This is a genomic window from Erysipelatoclostridium sp. DFI.2.3, assembly GCF_019132535.1.
Classification (GTDB): domain Bacteria; phylum Bacillota_I; class Bacilli_A; order Erysipelotrichales; family Erysipelotrichaceae; genus Clostridium_AQ; species Clostridium_AQ innocuum.
The window spans coordinates 80,111-99,120 of the sequence record NZ_JAHOOJ010000002.1 but is presented as its reverse complement, the minus strand read 5'-3'; the positions used below and the strand labels follow the sequence as shown (position 1 = coordinate 99,120).

Annotated in this window: 20 protein-coding genes; 4 read left to right on the top strand and 16 right to left on the bottom strand. The window is 43.0% G+C overall.

The annotated features are described in order from the left end of the window. Positions 1-176: 176 nt before the first annotated feature. Together KSZ58_RS02480 and KSZ58_RS02475 are read right to left on the bottom strand one after the other, a co-directional pair. Positions 177-515, bottom strand: coding sequence for a PTS lactose/cellobiose transporter subunit IIA (locus KSZ58_RS02480; RefSeq protein WP_002606422.1), 339 nt, complete (start codon positions 513-515; stop codon positions 177-179). Positions 516-832: 317 nt separating this feature from the next. After that, the gene (locus KSZ58_RS02475) at positions 833-1,510 is read right to left on the bottom strand and encodes a TetR/AcrR family transcriptional regulator (protein ID WP_009269971.1); all 678 of its coding nucleotides are present in this window, start codon (positions 1,508-1,510) and stop codon (positions 833-835) included. 56 nt (positions 1,511-1,566) lie between these two features. Between KSZ58_RS02475 and KSZ58_RS02470 the strand changes: the two genes are divergently transcribed. Further along, the gene (locus KSZ58_RS02470) at positions 1,567-2,079 is read left to right on the top strand and encodes an NAD(P)H-dependent oxidoreductase (protein ID WP_009269972.1); all 513 of its coding nucleotides are present in this window, start codon (positions 1,567-1,569) and stop codon (positions 2,077-2,079) included. Beyond that, the gene (locus tag KSZ58_RS02465) at positions 2,079-2,702 is read left to right on the top strand and encodes a flavodoxin (protein WP_142419675.1); all 624 of its coding nucleotides are present in this window, start codon (positions 2,079-2,081) and stop codon (positions 2,700-2,702) included. The genes KSZ58_RS02470 and KSZ58_RS02465 overlap by 1 nt, the downstream gene beginning before the upstream one ends. A gap of 192 nt (positions 2,703-2,894) precedes the next feature. On the opposite strand, the gene KSZ58_RS02460 is transcribed toward KSZ58_RS02465, so the two are convergent. The 4 genes from KSZ58_RS02460 to KSZ58_RS02445 all read right to left on the bottom strand — a co-directional run bounded on the left by KSZ58_RS02460 (position 2,895) and on the right by KSZ58_RS02445 (position 6,603). Then, positions 2,895-4,124, bottom strand: a complete 1,230-nt coding sequence (locus tag KSZ58_RS02460) for an HD domain-containing protein (RefSeq protein ID WP_002606426.1) — start codon at positions 4,122-4,124, stop codon at positions 2,895-2,897. Between the two features lie 159 nt (positions 4,125-4,283). After that, the gene (locus KSZ58_RS02455) at positions 4,284-5,456 is read right to left on the bottom strand and encodes a PstS family phosphate ABC transporter substrate-binding protein (RefSeq protein WP_008816292.1); all 1,173 of its coding nucleotides are present in this window, start codon (positions 5,454-5,456) and stop codon (positions 4,284-4,286) included. Further along, positions 5,453-5,842 (bottom strand): (deoxy)nucleoside triphosphate pyrophosphohydrolase, encoded by a 390-nt coding sequence (locus tag KSZ58_RS02450; protein WP_008816291.1) that lies wholly within the window; start codon positions 5,840-5,842, stop codon positions 5,453-5,455. The genes KSZ58_RS02455 and KSZ58_RS02450 overlap by 4 nt, the downstream gene beginning before the upstream one ends. Positions 5,843-5,844: 2 nt before the next feature. Continuing rightward, positions 5,845-6,603 (bottom strand): Tim44-like domain-containing protein, encoded by a 759-nt coding sequence (locus KSZ58_RS02445; protein ID WP_192923768.1) that lies wholly within the window; start codon positions 6,601-6,603, stop codon positions 5,845-5,847. A gap of 160 nt (positions 6,604-6,763) precedes the next feature. Between KSZ58_RS02445 and KSZ58_RS02440 the strand changes: the two genes are divergently transcribed. Together KSZ58_RS02440 and KSZ58_RS02435 are read left to right on the top strand one after the other, a co-directional pair. Further along, positions 6,764-7,753 (top strand): Gfo/Idh/MocA family protein, encoded by a 990-nt coding sequence (locus KSZ58_RS02440; RefSeq protein WP_217752603.1) that lies wholly within the window; start codon positions 6,764-6,766, stop codon positions 7,751-7,753. Next, the gene (locus KSZ58_RS02435) at positions 7,753-8,118 is read left to right on the top strand and encodes a DUF6483 family protein (RefSeq protein WP_008816288.1); all 366 of its coding nucleotides are present in this window, start codon (positions 7,753-7,755) and stop codon (positions 8,116-8,118) included. The genes KSZ58_RS02440 and KSZ58_RS02435 overlap by 1 nt, the downstream gene beginning before the upstream one ends. Before the next feature lie 282 nt (positions 8,119-8,400). On the opposite strand, the gene KSZ58_RS02430 is transcribed toward KSZ58_RS02435, so the two are convergent. The 10 genes from KSZ58_RS02430 to KSZ58_RS02385 all read right to left on the bottom strand — a co-directional run bounded on the left by KSZ58_RS02430 (position 8,401) and on the right by KSZ58_RS02385 (position 18,874). After that, the gene (locus KSZ58_RS02430; RefSeq protein ID WP_224727280.1) at positions 8,401-9,507 is read right to left on the bottom strand and encodes a hypothetical protein; all 1,107 of its coding nucleotides are present in this window, start codon (positions 9,505-9,507) and stop codon (positions 8,401-8,403) included. After that, a complete protein-coding gene (locus KSZ58_RS02425; protein WP_142419673.1) occupies positions 9,504-10,280 on the bottom strand; it encodes a glucose-6-phosphate isomerase family protein in 777 nt (258 codons plus the stop codon). Before KSZ58_RS02425 ends, KSZ58_RS02430 begins: the two co-directional genes overlap by 4 nt. A 228-nt stretch (positions 10,281-10,508) precedes the next feature. Continuing rightward, positions 10,509-11,522: a zinc-binding dehydrogenase gene (locus KSZ58_RS02420; RefSeq protein WP_142419672.1), complete on the bottom strand. Its 1,014-nt coding sequence runs from the start codon at positions 11,520-11,522 to the stop codon at positions 10,509-10,511. Between the two features lie 74 nt (positions 11,523-11,596). Further along, positions 11,597-12,871 carry a PTS transporter subunit IIC gene (locus KSZ58_RS02415; RefSeq protein ID WP_008816284.1) on the bottom strand — a complete coding sequence of 425 codons (1,275 nt, stop codon included), beginning with the start codon at positions 12,869-12,871 and terminating at the stop codon, positions 11,597-11,599. A gap of 23 nt (positions 12,872-12,894) precedes the next feature. Continuing rightward, entirely contained in the window at positions 12,895-13,194 is a 300-nt protein-coding gene (locus KSZ58_RS02410; protein ID WP_002606436.1) for a PTS sucrose transporter subunit IIABC, read from the bottom strand. Beyond that, positions 13,184-13,678, bottom strand: coding sequence for a PTS sugar transporter subunit IIA (locus KSZ58_RS02405; protein ID WP_227761272.1), 495 nt, complete (start codon positions 13,676-13,678; stop codon positions 13,184-13,186). The genes KSZ58_RS02410 and KSZ58_RS02405 overlap by 11 nt, the downstream gene beginning before the upstream one ends. Before the next feature lie 50 nt (positions 13,679-13,728). Further along, entirely contained in the window at positions 13,729-16,602 is a 2,874-nt protein-coding gene (locus KSZ58_RS02400) for a sigma 54-interacting transcriptional regulator (protein ID WP_142419671.1), read from the bottom strand. Positions 16,603-16,907: 305 nt separating this feature from the next. Continuing rightward, positions 16,908-17,444 (bottom strand): accessory gene regulator B family protein, encoded by a 537-nt coding sequence (locus KSZ58_RS02395; RefSeq protein ID WP_008816282.1) that lies wholly within the window; start codon positions 17,442-17,444, stop codon positions 16,908-16,910. A gap of 4 nt (positions 17,445-17,448) precedes the next feature. Further along, positions 17,449-17,592, bottom strand: coding sequence for a hypothetical protein (locus KSZ58_RS02390; protein ID WP_021421077.1), 144 nt, complete (start codon positions 17,590-17,592; stop codon positions 17,449-17,451). 19 nt (positions 17,593-17,611) lie between these two features. Next, positions 17,612-18,874, bottom strand: a complete 1,263-nt coding sequence (locus KSZ58_RS02385; protein ID WP_224727279.1) for a sensor histidine kinase — start codon at positions 18,872-18,874, stop codon at positions 17,612-17,614. Between the last annotated feature and the right edge of the window lie 136 nt (positions 18,875-19,010).

Here is a 19,010-nt window from a genome sequence, read left to right as displayed (position 1 = left end):
CGACAGGCTCCTGCTTTCTGTATATCCCGTATAATCTGCTTTAACGACTCCAGCTTCTCTGACTGCTCCTGTACGTTATTCACAAAGCTTATATCCGCATGCTTCGATAAAGACATTAACACTCATAAGCCATACCGTTTTCTTAAACAAAAAAACATGGAAATCACTCCATGCCTTTATCCTTTTTCATATATTTTCTCTTCCAGCTCATCAAATTTACGATACAGATCAACGAATTCATCACATAAAATTTTGAAGGATTCCGCACTCATCAGTAAATCCTGCGCATGTGTGAGCAGAAGGTTTAAATCCACCGGATTTCCTCCGGCTTCCTCCTGAACAAGTCGCTGATGTATACGATGCCCCTTTGCATACTGTTCATTGCCCTTTCTTACAAGCTCGTTACACTGTCCGTAGTTTTTACTTTTAGCCTCCTGAATCGCTTCGATATAAAGACTTCTAGCCTGTCCCACGGAAGAAATGATTTCTAGTATTTCAAGTTCTGAACTGCCCATCGTATCCATCTCCTGACCTTTTCTGTTCTACTATTGTATCATACCCATACCGTGATTTCACTAGGAATTTAAAGAAAATGATATCTCTTACAAAAGATGCTGAATTCATTACTGATTGAAGTATTCTCTCAATCGCTTTAACAGCTACAGGATATGCAGACCTGTTTCTATTATACTCTCAGGCATTCACAGCCGCTTACAGACCCAACAGTAAAACATAATACTCAAATCAGCAGATCTGCTTTCTGAAGGATGTAACAAAACAGCTTTATAAGGAGATGCTCAGGACTATCCTTTCCAAATATCTTCCTAAATAGCTAGCTGTGGTAAGCAGACTTCATACAGCGAAGCTTGATTTCCCGACGTATGATTTCCTCTGCCGTTTTCAACGCATCCTTTTGAGAATCTATGATTTTATAGGCAAGCATATCACTTAATCCCATTACAAGGCTCCACATAGTGAGGATCTCCTTCTGATACTCCTCCGGCGGACAACCGTGTTTTTTCAAAAAGGCAAGAGCGGTACTGCGAAATATCTCATACGACTTCACCGACTTCTTTTCTAAGTCCTGCAGCTGAAACATTTGAGATTTCATGATATTGGTATGATATTTCAAAAAATCAGGATGCTGTACCATAAAGGCTACATAGCCTGCACCAATCTGAATGATAGCCTCATCTACATCACCACCCGCATTCTCATAGGACCTTTGCAATGCCTCCGTGAACTGTTCTTCGATATATGCAGAAATGGCGTTCATAAACTCTTCCTTATTTTGAAAATGCTTATACAGGGCGGTATGTGAAACATGACAGAGTGCCGCAAGCTTTCGCATAGAAAGGCTTCGTTCCCCGTACACATTGATGTAATGAATGCCTTCCTTTATCAATGTATTTTTTAAATCCTTATGATGATAGCTTTGTTCACACATGCAGACCAGTCCCTTCTTACGATATAACTGTATTTTATCACACGATGTTGACAGTGTAAACATAATATGATACCCTATCAATGTAAACAGCGTTTACTTAGCTGAAGAAAGGATCCATCATGAAAACCATACTATCCGATATTGCCTTACCTCAACTGCCATTTTCAGAAAATGTATCTGTATTCGATACCCATAAGCTCAAGCAGACAGCACCATGTACAGGCTGCTTTTCCTGCTGGATCAAATCACCGGGAGCATGCATATTCCAAGACGATATAGCTTCCTTTACAGCTTCCATGAAACAAAGTGATACGCTTTATATTCTTACAGAGAATGTATATGGCTCCTATAGTCCGTTTGTGAAGTGTGCAATCGACCGCTCTCTTTCCTATGTGCAGCCGTATTTCACCATTCGCAATCATGAAATGCACCATGTGTTAACCTCTCCCACTCATCTTCAGCTGATTGTTATTGCATATGGCAGTGAGAATGAACAGGAACAAAACGTCCTTCAAGCTCTTGTTCAGGCGAATGGAGTCAATATGGATTGCAGGTATGTCCAATGTCATCACTGCGCGGATAGTGAAAAGGCACTTGTCCGGTTACAAACCATGTTGGAGGTGGCCGTTTAATGAAATACGCAATCCTTTCCGGCTCACCGAAGCCATCAAACAGCTGCAGTGAAATGCTGGCCAAACATCTCTTTACAGATATGGAAAATATCACTGTTTTCCACTGTATGGATATCCATAAAAATCTGGATATTTTTCATCAACTGCAATCCTTTGATACCATTGTGCTAAGCTTTCCACTTTATTTTGATGCGCTGCCTTCCCATCTTCTCAGCTTTCTTCTGCAATGGGAGAAGGAACGAAAGCGTGCAACTGTAAAGGTGAACCTGTATGTTATTGTAAACTGCGGCTTTTTTGAAGGAAAGCAGAATCGCTATGCGCTGCAGGTTGTGGAAAACTGGTGTACTAAAAGCGGTATGTGTTTCATGGGAGGGATTGGCATCGGTGCAGGTCCCATGCTGAATGAAATACAAGCAATGGCATGGGAGCATGGCCCAAAAGCTCCTGTGGATAAAGCCCTTCGCCGTATGAGAGAAGCTATTATAACGGATACTGCATTCGAAAATTCTTATGTCCAGCCTGCCTTTCCGCGCAGTCTTTATATAAAAATGGCACATCATTCCTGGAATAAGCAATTAAAAAAGAATGGCTATGATCCAAAGCGTGTGTATCCGAAACAGTAAGCCTTTTGAAAGCAAAACAATTCTATGCTTCCTATTCTCTTGATAGTGAATATCGTATAAATACATTAACTACCATCCGGATTCCGTAAAAAGTGAATCCAACAGAAAACCGTCATAGACAGTTTCCTCTTCCTTTCCTACGGTATTGTTGATATACAGCCTGCCGTAAGCTTTCGGGTATCTCTATGACGGTTATTTTATATGCAGTTTTTCTTCAGGAAAATAAAGCTTTGATTCCTCTTTTAAATCAGCTCTTGTTAATGCACGAACAATATCACTGGCCTTTGACAGCTCCTTAACCTTGCCGCTTTCCTCAAGTACCCAGATATTATGTCCGCTTTCATTGCTCTTATAAGGAGAATACGGCTTTTGTGAGACAACATCCTGATAAACATAATAGTCCGGATCGTATCCCAATGCCTGTACATGCAGCTGAATACGCTCTAAATCCTCCGGATTTTTCAGTGTTACATATTCAAACAGCTTTCGATTTAAGAGTCGATAGGATATATCACGCAGGATTTCATCCCTGCAGGTTACCAGCTCAGAGAATCCATACAGGGCTGCGGATTCGTCCAGACGATACAACGCATCAATGCCCGCATCCGCTCCACAGAGGAATGGATGAAACATTTTTACATCACTCAGATATTCAGGATGCAGAGCATACACCTCCTTCATCCTGCGAAACAGGATAGAAAGCAGGGTTTCATAGCTGCGTGCCACCGGATGCAGATACACCTGCCAGTACATATGGTAGCGAGCCATGATATAGTCCTCAACGCTATGTATCCCGCTTGCTTTTACAACGATTCTTCCATTCTTTACACGTATTGTTCTCAGAATTCGCTCCAGATCAAATTTTCCATAGCTGGTTCCGGTAAAATAAGCATCCCGCAGAAGATAATCCATACGATCCGCATCCAGCTGACCGCTTACCAGCTGATTCATACATTCCTTTGCATGGCGGTACTGGATAATACTAGCAACATCCTCCGGCAGCCGAGCATCACAGGCGGCAAGTATCTGATGAATTTCGCTATTCTCCATGATGATTTTCACGGTGTACTCTTCATGCTTATACGTACTGATTCCCTCAAAGGCGTGGGAAAACGGACCGTGTCCGATATCATGAAGCAGACCTGCCAGCATCACTACCGCCTTCTCGTAGTCACTCAATACCTCCCGCAGCTGATCAATTTCATAAACCATGCGCCGCACAATTTCATAAACCCCCAGAGAGTGGGAGAACCGTGAATGCTCTGCCGTATGATAAACCTGAAAATCTCCCCCCAGCTGATGGATCCGTCTCAGACGCTGCATTTCCTTTGCGTTGATGCAATCCCATACCACCTTCAGATCCACATGAATATAGCCGTGAATCGGATCGCGCAGAACTTTGGTTTCTTCTGTTTTAAGCATAATCTCTCACCCTCTTTTCTATTATCATTATACTATAAAGCGCTGTGTAATTATAACAAATTATGGAATTTAGATAATCCTAAGAATTAACTGATATAAATACCTGTGAGTAAAACAAAGAAAATCGGAGTCTCTATCCGATCTTCCTTTCTATAAAAGCTATGAGCCTGCCACATATCCCGTTTTCTCAATCAGCTCTTTTCCTTCCTTTGACTGAATCCAGCTTAGAAACGGCTTCAGATTCTTATTCGCATTCCCCTTCACATAGACAGCATAAAACGGACTGCTGATCGGATATGTATCCTTGCGGATATTTTCAACGCTCGGTTCGATACCATCCACCTTCAGAAGACGTATTCCCTTGTTTTTCACCATCCCCTGCGTATAATAGCGGAAGGAATAGCCGATTGCATTTTCCCTGTTTTCGTATTCTGCAGTTTCCGTTACGATATCTCCCATACCGCTTGCCACATCCTTTTGCGGTGGCGACATCAATTTCTTTCCCTCCATAAAGCGCAGCAAAGCCGATTGCGAACCGCTTCCCTCCGGACGCTGGAAGGCTCGAATTCGTTCATTATTGCCACCGACATCCTTCCAATTTGTGATGTTACCGCTGTAAATATCCTGAATCTGCTGTGTTGTTAATGATTCCACCGGATTCTCAGAATTCACAAAGAATACGAAGGCCTCCATACCGAGGGGAACCATGATAAGCTCTTTTCCCTCTTTTTCAAACAGTTCCCTTTGCTTATCGCTGGGAGCTGCCACAAAAATAAGATCAGTATCACCCTTCAGTAGATTTTCATATGCTTCCGGGGTTGTTGTACATCGCACACTATCTGTACTATCATCCTCATAGCCTTCCCTAGGATACACTGCCTGCACGAAGGAAGCATACACCGGGTATAATGCTGTTGCGCCGTCAAGCCTTAAAAGTGGCTCCTGCATCGAATAGGAGCTTTTTTTATCAGGAACTGCCAGCTTATCGCTATGAAACGGTTCATATTCAAACAAATCAACCTCACTGCGCATCACCTCAAACCGGCTCTGCCATGCATCATATGCAAAGGTCCCGCCCAGTATACAGATTCCCAGAATCACAGGGAGAATCAGCACAAGCTGTGTTTTCTTTTTCAGCCAGCACTGATTCCGCTGTTTTGATATCAGCATACTCCAGAGGTAGACAAACACCATAATCACTGTAAACATAAAAACCGGTGACATATATCTATGTGCAGTTGCCCATGCAAGCATGAGCGCAGACATTGAAACTATCGGTAGTGCCACAATCGTTATCAGCGTAAGCAGTACGATAAAGAATGCCCACATCATAAGGCGTTCTCCTGAAGCATGTCCAGTATAGGTTGATCTGCTGCTTCAAATTGATAGCTGTAAAGCTCACGCGGCGTTACCAATGCATATTCATGATGGGCATGCAGATGAATTTCGCCACGTACATATCTGCAAAGATAGGCGTGTACAAGCAGTGTGTAATCCTCTCTGTTATCGCGAATCGTTGTAAGATATCTGTCGATATCCACACACAGCTCCAGCTCCTCCCTAATTTCACGAGCTACTGCCTGTTCCCGTGTTTCCCCCGACTCTACCTTGCCACCTGGAAATTCCCAGATGTTCTCATGTACACCGCTGCTTCGCTTCGCAATGAGCAGACGCTGATCCATGCAAATTACAGCACATACGATATCCTTTGTCTTCACGCTTATTCCCTCCAATCTGTAAAATCCTCCGGATTCACATCCTCCTTTTGTCTGACATCATCCAGGTAAAAGGTATCTCCGATTCTTTGCAGCTTCCAATATTCCACAAAGGTTGATGTTTTTCGTTTACCTTCCGTAATTGTTTGCGTCTGTGAATTTATGGTGTAATCTATCATGCTTCCTTCGATATACAGCCAGCAGGAATCCTGACTGTCATCGCGATAATCCTGAATGCCAACCACCGCACTTCTTCGCAGCTTGATATTATCCAGAACATTGCGCTCATTGCGCAGCTCCATCCAGGTAAGACGCATCTTCCACTGCTCATACAAATGTTCTGTAAGATAAGGCTTCAGATCTTCAACCTTTGCATTCGTCCATGCATCCTGTACATGATAGTAAATATCCTCTACCCGCTGCTTTATCAGCTTCTCATTCCAAATGGCATCCGTGTCTTCCAACCAATGCAGCAGGGCAGCACTTTGCTTTGCTTTCTTTTTCACTCTTCTACGATAGGCAAGCATCGGCATTGCAGGTATCAATACAAGCAGACCTCCTATGGCAATCGTAGAGAACATACTGCCAATCGGGTCATTGTATCCATGTCCGTAATAATGATCAGAATTCGTACTGCCTGATGAGGAACCGCCACTAGAGCTTCCCCCACCACCTCCGGAACCACCGCCTCCCGCTCTCGCATGCGCGGATAGCGGCAATAAAAGCGGCAGGATTATCAGGTAAACAAGGCATTTCTTTTTCATAGCATCACCCTTTATATGTTCATTATACAGGAAAAACACCAGATAACAAATGATGAAAACCAACAGTTTTTTAAGAATTGCTTCTTACGCAATTCATTCTCTTTCTCTGTTCACAAACATGCATATGTGCTATATTTAAGATAAGAATGGAGGGATTGTCATGAATGTAGCAACCATAGGAACAGGCTTTATCGTTGACTGGTTTTTAACGGCAGTGCAGGAAAGTGCCAATATCAGCTGTGTTGCCATGTATTCACGTAAGGAATCCTCAGCCCGCATGCTGGCAGACAAATATGAAATTGATAAAATCTATACGAATCTGGATGATATGCTGAAGGATGAGGAAATCAATTTCGTCTATGTCGCATCACCGAACAGCCTGCATTTTGAGCATGCATTGAAAGCTCTGCAGGCAGGAAAAAACGTTATCTGTGAAAAGCCGTTTACATCCACGGTTGAGGAATTCGATCGTCTGGTTAAAGAAGCACAGGACCGGCACCTGTATCTTTCCGAGGCGATCGTAACTGCACATATGCCAAATTATCTACGCATGAAAGAAGAGCTTCCAAGGCTTGGTACCATTCGGATGGTTCAGTGTAATTTTTCTCAATACTCCAGCCGCTATGACAAGTTTCTGCAGGGGGAAACACCGAATGTATTCAATCCGGAATTCTCCGGAGGAGCACTCGCAGACATCAATATTTATAATCTGCATTATGTAATTGGATTCTTCGGTAAGCCCAAAACAGTGCACTACTATGCCAATAAACATGCAAATGGCATTGATACAAGCGGTGTTGTACTTATGCAATACGACGGCTTTCAGGCGGTATGCGTCGGCTGTAAGGATACCAGAAGTGAATGCATTGCACAGATTCAGGGAGAAAAGGGATTTATCACCATGCGTTCGGAAACAAGCAGATGTGCTGCCTATACCATTCAGATCGGCAGGGAACGTGCTGAGCATCCTTCCATCGTGCAGAATGATGTAGCTCTGTATTATGAATTACAGGATTTCCGTGATATTTATAAGCTGGATGACTATGAGCGCTGTACACAGCTGCTTGCTTATTCAAGAACGGTTATGGAGGTGTATGAAGCTGCCAGAAGGGATGCCGGAATCGTATTTGCGGCAGACAGGAATGGATAATGAGTGTATTTGAAAATGACTGGATCATGCGGCAGATTGAGGGCATGACCGACATGCTGGGCAAGGTGCTTTTACATCGGGAGAAAAGTGAAATCAGGGTGGAGGAGGAGCTCAGTGATGAAGATGTGAAAAAATATCACAGACGGATACAGGCTCTGCTAAGGGAAAGGAAATACCCCGAAGCTGTACAATATTTACGTGAATATTTTGCGACCGGCAGTATGGAATATCTCAAGGTTGCACTATCTGCGTTTGATCAGCTGAATTCTTTGAGCGAATCCGAGCTACAGGAAGGCGGCTATACACGGCAGGAGCTGTATAATGACCTGGAATTCATTACGCAACAATATGGTATCCATCTATAAACGAGCAAGACACGAATAAGCTTGCAATCATACTTCAGCGTGAAGTGGTACAAACTAAAAGGATACGTAAAAGCAGGAAATTCCTGTCTATGTCCTTAAAAACCAATACAGCTTTAGCGCAAAAGACGCAGGCCACAGCTTGCGTTCTTTACGTTTCATAAACTTCAATTAAAAAAGCAGAAAAGAAAACGATCTCTATATGATAAACAAAATAAGCCTGTTTACAGAAGGACTCATTCATGATAAGGAACAGATATTGCGTTAAGGTGATTGCTTTCAAATCTATTCCAAAGCAATAAACATCTCAAGCAGCTTCCTTCCATACTCCGTCCCACCCCATAGATCCTGCAGCTTTTTGTGTACTTCATCATCTGTAAGACCTTCTCTTCCGGCCTGACTCTCAATGATTTCTTGTATGACCGCCAGCCCGTCGCTGACATCGATATGCAAATGAATCAATTCTATTAGCGGACAGATAAAACGTTCACTAAGTGTCATTTTGCTCCATAGACTGCGGGCAACCGTATGCAGCTCTCTTGGAATTTCCGGATTGGAAAGTCGTTTTCGGTACAGCTGAAACCAATGCTCGCTCTCTTTCATGGCGATTCCGTACTTCGCTTTTAAAAGCTGTATCAAAAGACGAATATATGGGTCCAACTTGTTCTGAATTTCTTCATCCTTCGCTGCTTCATATAAATAGGTATGCTGTTTTTCAAGTGCAAGAAATGCCATTGCATCTGCATAGGTATTCAGCAGATACCGCTTGCGATAAAAGTGGGAGCGAATATTTGTTATCGACGGTATCTTGGCGATTCCCGTATCTGTCACCACGTCTGCATCGACACTGCATTCATGAAACGATTCACTCGTAACCTCCATAATGGTGGATCCTGCTGCGCAGATGCGGTCAACAATCGTATCCGGTATGCGAATCACAGACAGGTTTTTCCTCTGTTGTTCATTTTTCGCATAATCCATAAGCAGAGAGTGAAAGTATGCCCCTACACCCTCCACGTTCTCACAGCAAAGAACCATACGCCGGGAATCACTTTCCGTCCCCCATGCCATGGCTAGAACCTTTGCGACATGGATTAGATTTTCTCTGCGGACTGATGTAGTCACTGCATCACATATATGCAAATATGCAAGAAGCATCGCTTCATCCGTTACAGGTGAAACGATATCTTCTATTTTAATGGTATGCAGTCTCTGTTGTTCATCATCTGAAACATCCAGTGTATAGGACTTTGCATCCTTCATTTTTTCGATCAGCATCGCATTTGTATCCGCAAGCACGATACGGCAGCCGCTCTCATACAGCATTGGTACAACCAAGCCTCTTCCCAATGCACCTGCGCCAAAATGGACGACCAGCTTCTTCTGTTTCATGGTCGATACTCCTTCCATTGCTCCTCAGCCTCCTGTGGATGCGTTACAAAACGGAATCTTTCCGGATTTTTCTCATACTGCGTATAGATTGGTACCCCCTGCTCCAGATGAAATTCCGGATATGCTCTTGCTTTCAGAATTTCTAGCTGTGCAGGGTGATATTGTGTATTCTGCACAAAGGTGATACTGCCATCCTTTACTTTTGGGAAAAATGCAACTCCTCTATGTGCGCGAACCTGCTCATAATCAAAATCATAATCACGGACACACCATGCACCAAACAGCATGGCCCTGGAGGGATCCGCGTTGATTGTACAATGTGCCCACCCCGGCGGTACAATCACTACATCTTTGGTTCTGGCATGAACTGCAAAGCAACGCCCCGGATCATCCCCGGCATATTCCTGCATATAGATATAGGCCTCCCCTGCCCAGATTTCATATACCTCACAGGTAGAGGCATTACATGAGGCTGACACCGCATGGATATGCCCCTGAGAACGAACAGGCTCCTCCCCGATAACCCCTTTTTCAAAAATCATCGCGCCATACAAAAGATTGCGGTCAATTAAATCCTGCATATGCTTCTTTTTGGCTACATCCATCGCAACTGCATAAACAATGGACGGTCCTTCTGCATTCGGATCACTCAAGCTTGCACGTATATCATCCAGTCTACGCTTCTCTGTAAGCGGTCCTGTCGTAGCTGCATCATATATAAATTCCATTTTGTTCAGATCCACAGACAAATTCATTCCTGTATTTAATTTCATAATCATATCCTCCTATACACGCACTCCTGCTTTCCTTACTGCGCTTCGCTTTCTCTGTGATTACACCGTATGTTTTTATCCCTTAACGGTTTATACACTACGATAGATGCAATACGGGATGCTTATCATACGTATGCTTTTTCCTTCAACCTCATTTTTCACATTCCTTCCAAATGTATGAAAAACCTGTCGGCATGCCGCCTACTGCTCAGCCAACAGGCTTTTTCGTTATAAGTAAATAGCGATTTTGCTGTGATGGCGTCCATCCATTGCCTGTTCAAAGGCTGTCTGTACTGCTTCAAACGGGTATCTGCCCGTTATAATATCGCGCACTTGCAGGTGCTGTTCCCGAAACAATTTCAAAAGTCTTGGATAGGTATTCGTATAGCGGTAAGAGCCAATAATGCGAAGCCCCTGATATACAATATCCTTAAAGCTGATTTCCAAAGGACGATCACTGACACCAAGTTCCAGAAGTACGACCTGCGGTATGCTGTGCTGCAGAAATTGCTTCACCACCTCACTGTTCCCGGTTGTATCAATGATGTGGGTAAACGGCTTCATAGATTCCAGTTCATACGCAGTTCCTATCAGAAACTGATTCTTTTTCATATGCAGACGCTCTCCTATGTCCCGCTTACTCTCATAAACATCCACTAGATGAACGCTCACCTCGGGATATAATTCCTGCATCAGCACTCCCATAAGCAGTCCGATAGATCCTGCTCCTAAAATCACAAGCCTGCTTTCCTTGTGAAAGTCCAACTTTTCAATCGCGCTGTATGCAACAGATAACGGCTCCAGCAGCGCACCTTCTTCAAAGGACATGGAATCCTCCAGCTTATAGATTGAGCTTTGCGGCCACTTCACATATTGCTTTAAAGCTCCGCTGATTCCCTTGCTGGCCATGAATTGCAATGATTCACAGAAATTATAATCTCCTCTTTGGCAGGCCTCGCAATGCCCGCAATAGCTCTGCGGCTCCACTGCTACACGATCTCCCTTTTGAACACTGCTTACAGCAGTACCGGTTTCTTTTACGATGCCGGCCATCTCATGTCCCAGCACCAGCGGATACTGTAAATCATGCGGCAGCGTTTCAGCCTGAAAGTAGCTGAGATCCGATCCGCAGATTGTAACAACCTTCACCTCAACAAGCACCTCATCCGCCTGCAGAGTTAGATCCTCCTGTACATCCGCAATGGCAAGCACCCCTTGCTGTTTCAATACTGCCTGTTTCATACTATCTCCATTCTCCTGCTGTATACAGTACAGCTTTCCTGCTTTCCCGTTGGATACTTCAAGTTTTTTACCCCTTATCCACCAAATCCAAACAGCTGACCTGCCTTGACAAACAACCAGAGAAGAATATTTCCGCCTTCATCCCAGTTGGTAAACATTGCGCCATTTGCTATCTGATCTGTAAATAACCCCGTCATGCTGCAAAGATCGGTGCATATTCCCGCCAGAGAGGAAGCAATCAGAGTGGCAGGTATGATCCAAAGCGTTGCACATATTACCGTATGAATGATATTTCCCTTTGTATACGGCACCATGCCGCCAATCCAGTATGGCAGAGCCGCAAGAGATGCAACCGGAAGAAAGTTACAGCCCGGAATAACCGCTGCAATCATAACGGAAATCGGATACATCAGGATTACTGTTGACATAACGGAAGGATCCCCCAGCAGAATGGCTGGGTCTACTGCGATATACAGCTCTCTGCCTGGAAATTTCTCTCTCATGAATTTAGACAGTGCATTGGAAATCGGTATAATACCTTCTGCAATAATAGACAGCATTCTTGGAAGAATGACAAGCACTGCCGCAAGCTTGATTGCCAGCTGTGCCGTGTTAATAAAATCAAAGCCGGCAACGATTCCCATAACGGTACCCATCAGCGCACCAATAACAGACATTTCCCCGAAAATTCCGAATTTCTCCTTAATCTGTTCGGAGGATGCCTTGATATCGCGAAGCCCCGGTATCTTGTTGATTACCCACATACATCCCTGTGCCCAGGATGCTGTAAAGGTACCTGAGGTCGCAACTACAGAAATTCCCTCCAAACCGTTAAACTCCTGTATTTTTTTAGCGTGATAATCGGCAAGCTTCATATTGATGACAAGCAAGATCAGACCGCTGGCAACACCGATATAGATATTTCCGGTAAAAGCCCACATCATACCGGCAACAAACTCACCATGCCAGATATTCCACATATCCACCCACAGCGTCTTTGTCCACTTTAAAACAACCATGATGAAATTCACTGCAATAATACCCAAAATCACCCAGACTACGCCCGGCCAAGCCCAGGCTGCACTGACATTTCCATACCCGATATCAATTACATTCAGACTCAATCCCAGATTATTTACGAGTGATTCTGTAACAGGTGTCATCGCTGCAACGGAATAATCAACGATCAGCCCCAATCCAACAAGCCCAACGCCCATATACAGGGCACTGCGCAGACTCTTGGTCAAACCGCCCTTAAACACCATACATAGTGTGAACATGATGAACGGCACAAACACACTGCTGCCCAAGGCGAAGAACCAGTCAAAAAAATTCTGTAGCATTTCCATAAGTTTCTCCTCACTTTCTCTGCTTATTTATTTTTCAAAATATCAGCCACTTTATCCACGACACGCTCCTGACCATCCTCATCCCCCGTCAGAAACGATATGGCATTGATAACCGGAAAATCATATTTCTGGCGAATATTCATGGAAGCGACAAGCACGGTAATACGATCAGCGTACCGTCCGATATCGTCCAGTCTGCCTACCTTGATTTCCACATCTGTGATTCCTCTTTTCTTCAAGCCCTGTTCCACTCCCTGGCTGGCAATAACGGAAGTCAGGGTTCCTGCGCCGCATACAACCAGTACCAATGGTTTACGATTCATGCTGTTTTCCTCCTTCTAATCGTTCTCTGACGATTTGTTCAATATCTGTTTCCTGCTCTGCCCGCATCAATTCCTCGATGAATGCTTCATCCTGGCACATGAGGATGATTCTGCTCAGCATTTCCATATGTGCATGTGCCTGATTCAAGGCAAGCAGCAGTACGACATCCACATCCACCAGCTCATCACATGCATCCATGCGGTGAAACGCAACACTTTTTTTCAAGGTGGCGATACCGATACACGGTACTTTTACATACTGCGGCTCCGTATGTGGTATAGCGATATTGCGTTTTCCTATCAGCAATCCGGTAGGATACTTCTGTTCCCGTTTTAATACCGCTTCCTGAAAATCTGCATTCACAAGATTTCGTTCCTTCATTCGCTTACTGAGTTCCTGTATGATATCTTCCTTCTGCTGTGCTGCATAATGCGGCAGAATACATTCTCTGACGATTTGTATTTCCTGATCCAACAGCTTCACCTCCCATCATGTTTTATCCTTCACCCATAAAATAGCAAAAACCGTGCCAACTAATTGGACGGTTTTGTGTAAGTGGCTATCAGCCTTATGATTTCCTGCGGCTTCTGACAAGCCGAAAGTGCCTGAATCAGCGTTGAATCGCTGCATATGGAGAACAATTCCTGCGTGTATGCAATACTCTCTTCCTGTAGTGCCGGCATCAAAATGATATTCGTTTCAAAGTCATCCTCCCATAAAGTTGCATCCTGCAGGGTCAGAATAGCAATGGCAGGTTTTGTGACATGTTCTGTAAAACCATGCGGGATAGCTGCCTTTCCCATAATGGTTGCGCCCATTGCCTCCCGTTTGTATACATCCAGCAGATATTCCTGAGATACATATTCCTTTTTAACGAGTAGGTCTACCAGTTTTTCCAGAATATCATTTTTACATAAAGCATCCTGTACATGACAGAGTATGATATCCTCATCAAGAAGCTCCTGCAGGCAATTCACAGTCTTTCCGGGCTGTCTGTTATTTTTTATGATGCTTAGCAGCTCCTGCTGTGCTGTTCCATTGAGAATTTCATTCGTGGATAAAAATGGTATCTGGTGATACTCTATCTGAAAGTTTCCCAGTATCGCTAGAATATGATAGCTGCGAGCAAGGTGGTCCAGTTCAAATTCAATTCCGTTTTCACTGATGACCCCCAGTGTCAGTATTCGGATTGTCATGTTATGCTCCTGTAGCAGCTTTTGTATTTTTGACTGGATGAGGACCGCGCTGCCCTTACCTGTCAGACAAATGGAAACAATCACAGTCTCCTTTTCTTCAAGCTCCAGATTACCATGGAAATTGATTTCCTTTTCCATATTCAGTGCCTGTTCCAATTCATCCAGCGTTGTTTCTTCCAGAATTGCTCTGCGAATCGCCTCTATGACCATTACCGTGTCTACACGGGAGATTGTTCGTGTGTCAATTCCCGTACGCTGCGTAATTATCTGACCGAATGTTACCAGTGATCCCATATCTGTGAGAATTAAACAGCCCCTGCCTTCATCAAGCTGTTCCACTGCATGCTGTGTCCGCTGCAGGGCATGACTGCTTGGTTCATCCAAGGCACAGCGAAGTCCAACTGCAAAGCTAGCATTCAGCAGCTGATTGGCGACCTCCACCATTTCGATACCGACATTGCCATGTGTTAAAACAATGATTCCGATTTTCCCTCTGCTTTCCTCTTTCTTCTTTTTGGTAAAGGTTTTAAGATACATGGCGATAAACGCTATCTCATCCTCCGGCAGCTCTAACATGAAATCCTCATGATACTGCATACACATTTTTCGTGCAGTGGCAAATTCCAGCGGATACTCTTTTTTTATTTTTTCAAGCTGTGGATTCATAATACGTTTTCCACATTTCATACGTTCATAGCTTGCGCTCACATGCAGACAAAGGGGCGAGAGTATATTGGGACTGATATCCTGCATGCTCATCCTGGCGATATCAACCGATTTCTGTACGGATTGAATAATACGATTACCCACAACCTCTTCCAGATTTTTTCGATCAACCTGCTGATATTTTATTTTATTGAACAGATTGTCCATCTCTGTATCCAGTTCTTTTCCAAGTGTCTGATAAACCTCATGTTCTGTACATCCCTCATTCAAAAGGGCTTCGTATTTTTCTTCTATGAACTGATAGATATTCGGTCCCATATGCGCCAACTGTTCTCTTGGTTTTGTGCAGGAAACAAATAAATCACTTTCACACAGCTTCCGGGATTCACGTGATGCGGTATTAAGCGCGAGATTACCTACATGGGGTGGCAAATCATCCAGCGCTATAATCAGCTGTTCATCCCCATATGTAATATGCTTTAAGAAGCTTCGGGCACAGGCCACCTGAATATCACTTCGCAGCTGTCCGATATTGCCCGGACATGGATAATTCAGTAAAAGCCGCAAAGCATCCCTTTCCAAAATAATATTCTGCTGTATTCGCAGAGCTTCCTGAAACAGAAAGGCTTTGATAATCATAAGACGTTCCAGAAGCGGGCGCTCGCTCAATGGCGGCAAATCGATCAGCATGGGAATTCTGCGTCGAAAGGTTGTCAGAAGATAGGAATCCAGATCCTCCGTAGTGGCAGCAATGATAAGAAGTCTTGCCGTTCTTGTATTATCTGTTTCCCCCAGCTTTCGATACATCCCCTTATCAATCAGATAGAACAGCATTTCCTGGCCTTCGCTTGGCAGACGGTGTACCTCATCCAGAAACAGAATACCTCCGTCGGCTTTTTCCACAAGCCCTGATTTCTCATGATCCGCACCGGTAAAGGCTCCCTTCACATAACCGAACAGCTGTGAGAGTAAGAGCTCTGAATTATCCGCATAATCTGCACAGTTGAATATCACCAGCGGACTATCCTTCTGTATGGTACCCACATGAATGGCGAAGTGATACATGGCTTCGGCCAACTGGCTTTTTCCAACACCACTGGGGCCATGGATCAGCGTATGAAGACCTCTTGGCGGATAAAGAACAGCAGCCTGTGCCTGGGAAATCTGCCGCTTCATACTGCCGTCATAACCAATCAGCTGTTCAAAATCACGATCCGGATCCATTTGCAGGCGTTCCTCTTTTTTCGCTTTGGGCTCTAGCTCATCACGCACTGCTCTAGCAATAAATCGCGATATCTGATATCCCCGATCATTCAGTATCGCTGTAAGCTTCCGGTCTGATATTTTTTCGTTTGCCTGCAATATTTCCTTAACCTCTGGAAGTAATATCTGCCTTCTCCGCTCCCGGGAGTCTAAAATTCCCTGTTCCTGACGCAGAAGTGTAACTTCCTCACGACTCATATTGCAAAGCTTTGCGAGCTGCTCATCCGTATATGGATTTTTTCTATCCTCTTTTTCAATCAATTCCTTTATCGTGTAATTCATTATAATCTCCCTCTATTCTGTTTCCCCTTTCATTCCCCTTACTTTTATACATATTACGTGTTTCCTTTGTATTATACAACGGATATTATACAAAAAATAGTACCAATACAACAATCCATGAAATCGGAAACTATGTATATGGCAAACAGTCGTTCCCATCTTTCTAATTTATCATTGCGAATATTTATTTTTATAAAGATCAACGTTTTGTACTGAGCTTTCTTAGTATTTGACATGTATGGTGAAGCTGCCAAAAACATTACAAAAAGATCTGATCGTCATCATGACATACCAGACCTTTTTCATCAGATTGTTTTTGACTTTTTCCAGAATACCGGCAGCATCATCACCGCGGTAAAAAACAGAATAGCTGCAATTTCTATCGTATAGCGAAATTCATGGACTCCCAAAAACAGTAGCAGCAAAACAAGACACAGAGCCAGAGAAAGCTTCAGATGCAGCTGCTGCTTTCTACGTTCCAGCATCGTCTTATAGCTAAGACACGGGCCGAAATAAATGAAAATACCAAGTCCGGCAGGAAGAAAGACCAGCAGACTGTATATATTCAGATACTCCACACAGAGTAACACCAGCAGATAGATAATCATCGTTATCAGATAGCAGCGTCCATATGTTTTTGCATGATAACCGCCAGTATAACGTTTCAGGAAAAGCAGCATGCACAGATAAAGCACCGTTTCCCAGAAAAACTGCAGGAAGTATCCCAGTATGAGCATACTGACAATCTGTATTCCCTGTGTAAGAAGAAGTTCAAGGGCAAAGCGGATGATATCCACCTCATCCTCTTCAATCAGACCTCGTTTTGCAAGAAATATGCTCATCCTTCTACTTATTGTTTCCATGCTTCTGTGATTTCACAGATTCCTTTTTATAGGTAAAAGGCTTTGGCATAAAATGTCCAAAAACTGATGTGTTTGATACATTTTTTAATGCATAATCGATAAGTTTTTTCTTAATTTCAAATTTCATATAAATTTACCAACCTTTCTTATTTTGGAAGAGGCATCAGACAGTGCACACTTACCGTATGGCTTTGTTCATCATAATCATATTTCACCATACCTTCATATTGAGCTGCAATACGCTCAATGATTTTCATTCCATACCCATGTCCAGTTCCTTTTCTGGAATGAAAATCCGGTGCTTGAACAGTTGAATTGGTAACCTCAATAATCAGAGAATCGTTATGTATCATTAACTTTATGTCCACCTTCTTATGTTCACTACCCCTAGCGGCATCAATGGCATTATCCAGCATATTGAATACAAGAGCACACATATCCTTATCCTCAATACCTATTTCGTCATTTACAAATGCACTGACCTCAAACTGTATATCATTATTTGATTCAATTTTCGTATTCAGACACGCATCCAGAAACATATTCCCTGTCTTAATACGTTGTCCCAGCTCATCTACATCTTTTCTTACACGATCCAGATAATTCAAAAAATCACGGTCATGATGAATGCTTTCCAGTATCTCAATATGATTTCTCATATCGTGGCGAAGCTCTCTGTTTTTCTCCTGCTCCTCTTGTAAATCATGCATATATTGATTTTGTATATTTCTTGAAAGCTCCGTCAGTTCGATTTCACTCTTCTCCTGAGCAAGCAGCCAGAATCGAACAAAGATGAAATCTACGGTCAATGTCTGCACTACCATGAGCAGAAATACAAAGAACATAGCGAGATCCTTTGGATAAAGCTCCAACTCCCTCATGTACATCATAAGGACAAGCATGAAAAAAATTTGTAGAAAAACAAATGGAAGCAATTGCTTTCTTGATAATACAACGAAAAATCTACGATACAGATATACTGGTATCTGAAATGCTATAGCTGCACTGACATTAGCAAACATAATGGAAGCGGTGCGCAATATCCCGGGTACAAAGGTTGCATTAAATGCCCCGTTGAATAAATGGATATGAGCATACATAAATATTTCTATAAAGGTCATGAACGAAACCGTATAAAACAATAGATAAAATAGGTTCAACAGTTTTATTTTTCTGCATAATACACAGATAAACAAAAAATCCGGAAGAGTAGAGAACATGTTGGATACTAAAAACATGATATCAGATACATCAATATTATTGGTAACAAGCATATTGATATAGCTGTATCCAATAATCAGCAGCACCGTACGAGTATTCCATTTTACATCATTGTTTACTCTGATAACGCAGAAGGCTATTCCTACAATATAAATTAAACAATACACATATTCCATAACTTCATTCATAACATCACTCTTTTCCTGCACAACTATTATATAAGAAGGCCTGTATGATGTCATGTAAAATTTAATTTTTCTATTTCTCTTGATTGAGATACCTTTTCCCTTCCCCCTTCCTACTATTATTATACTACAATATAAC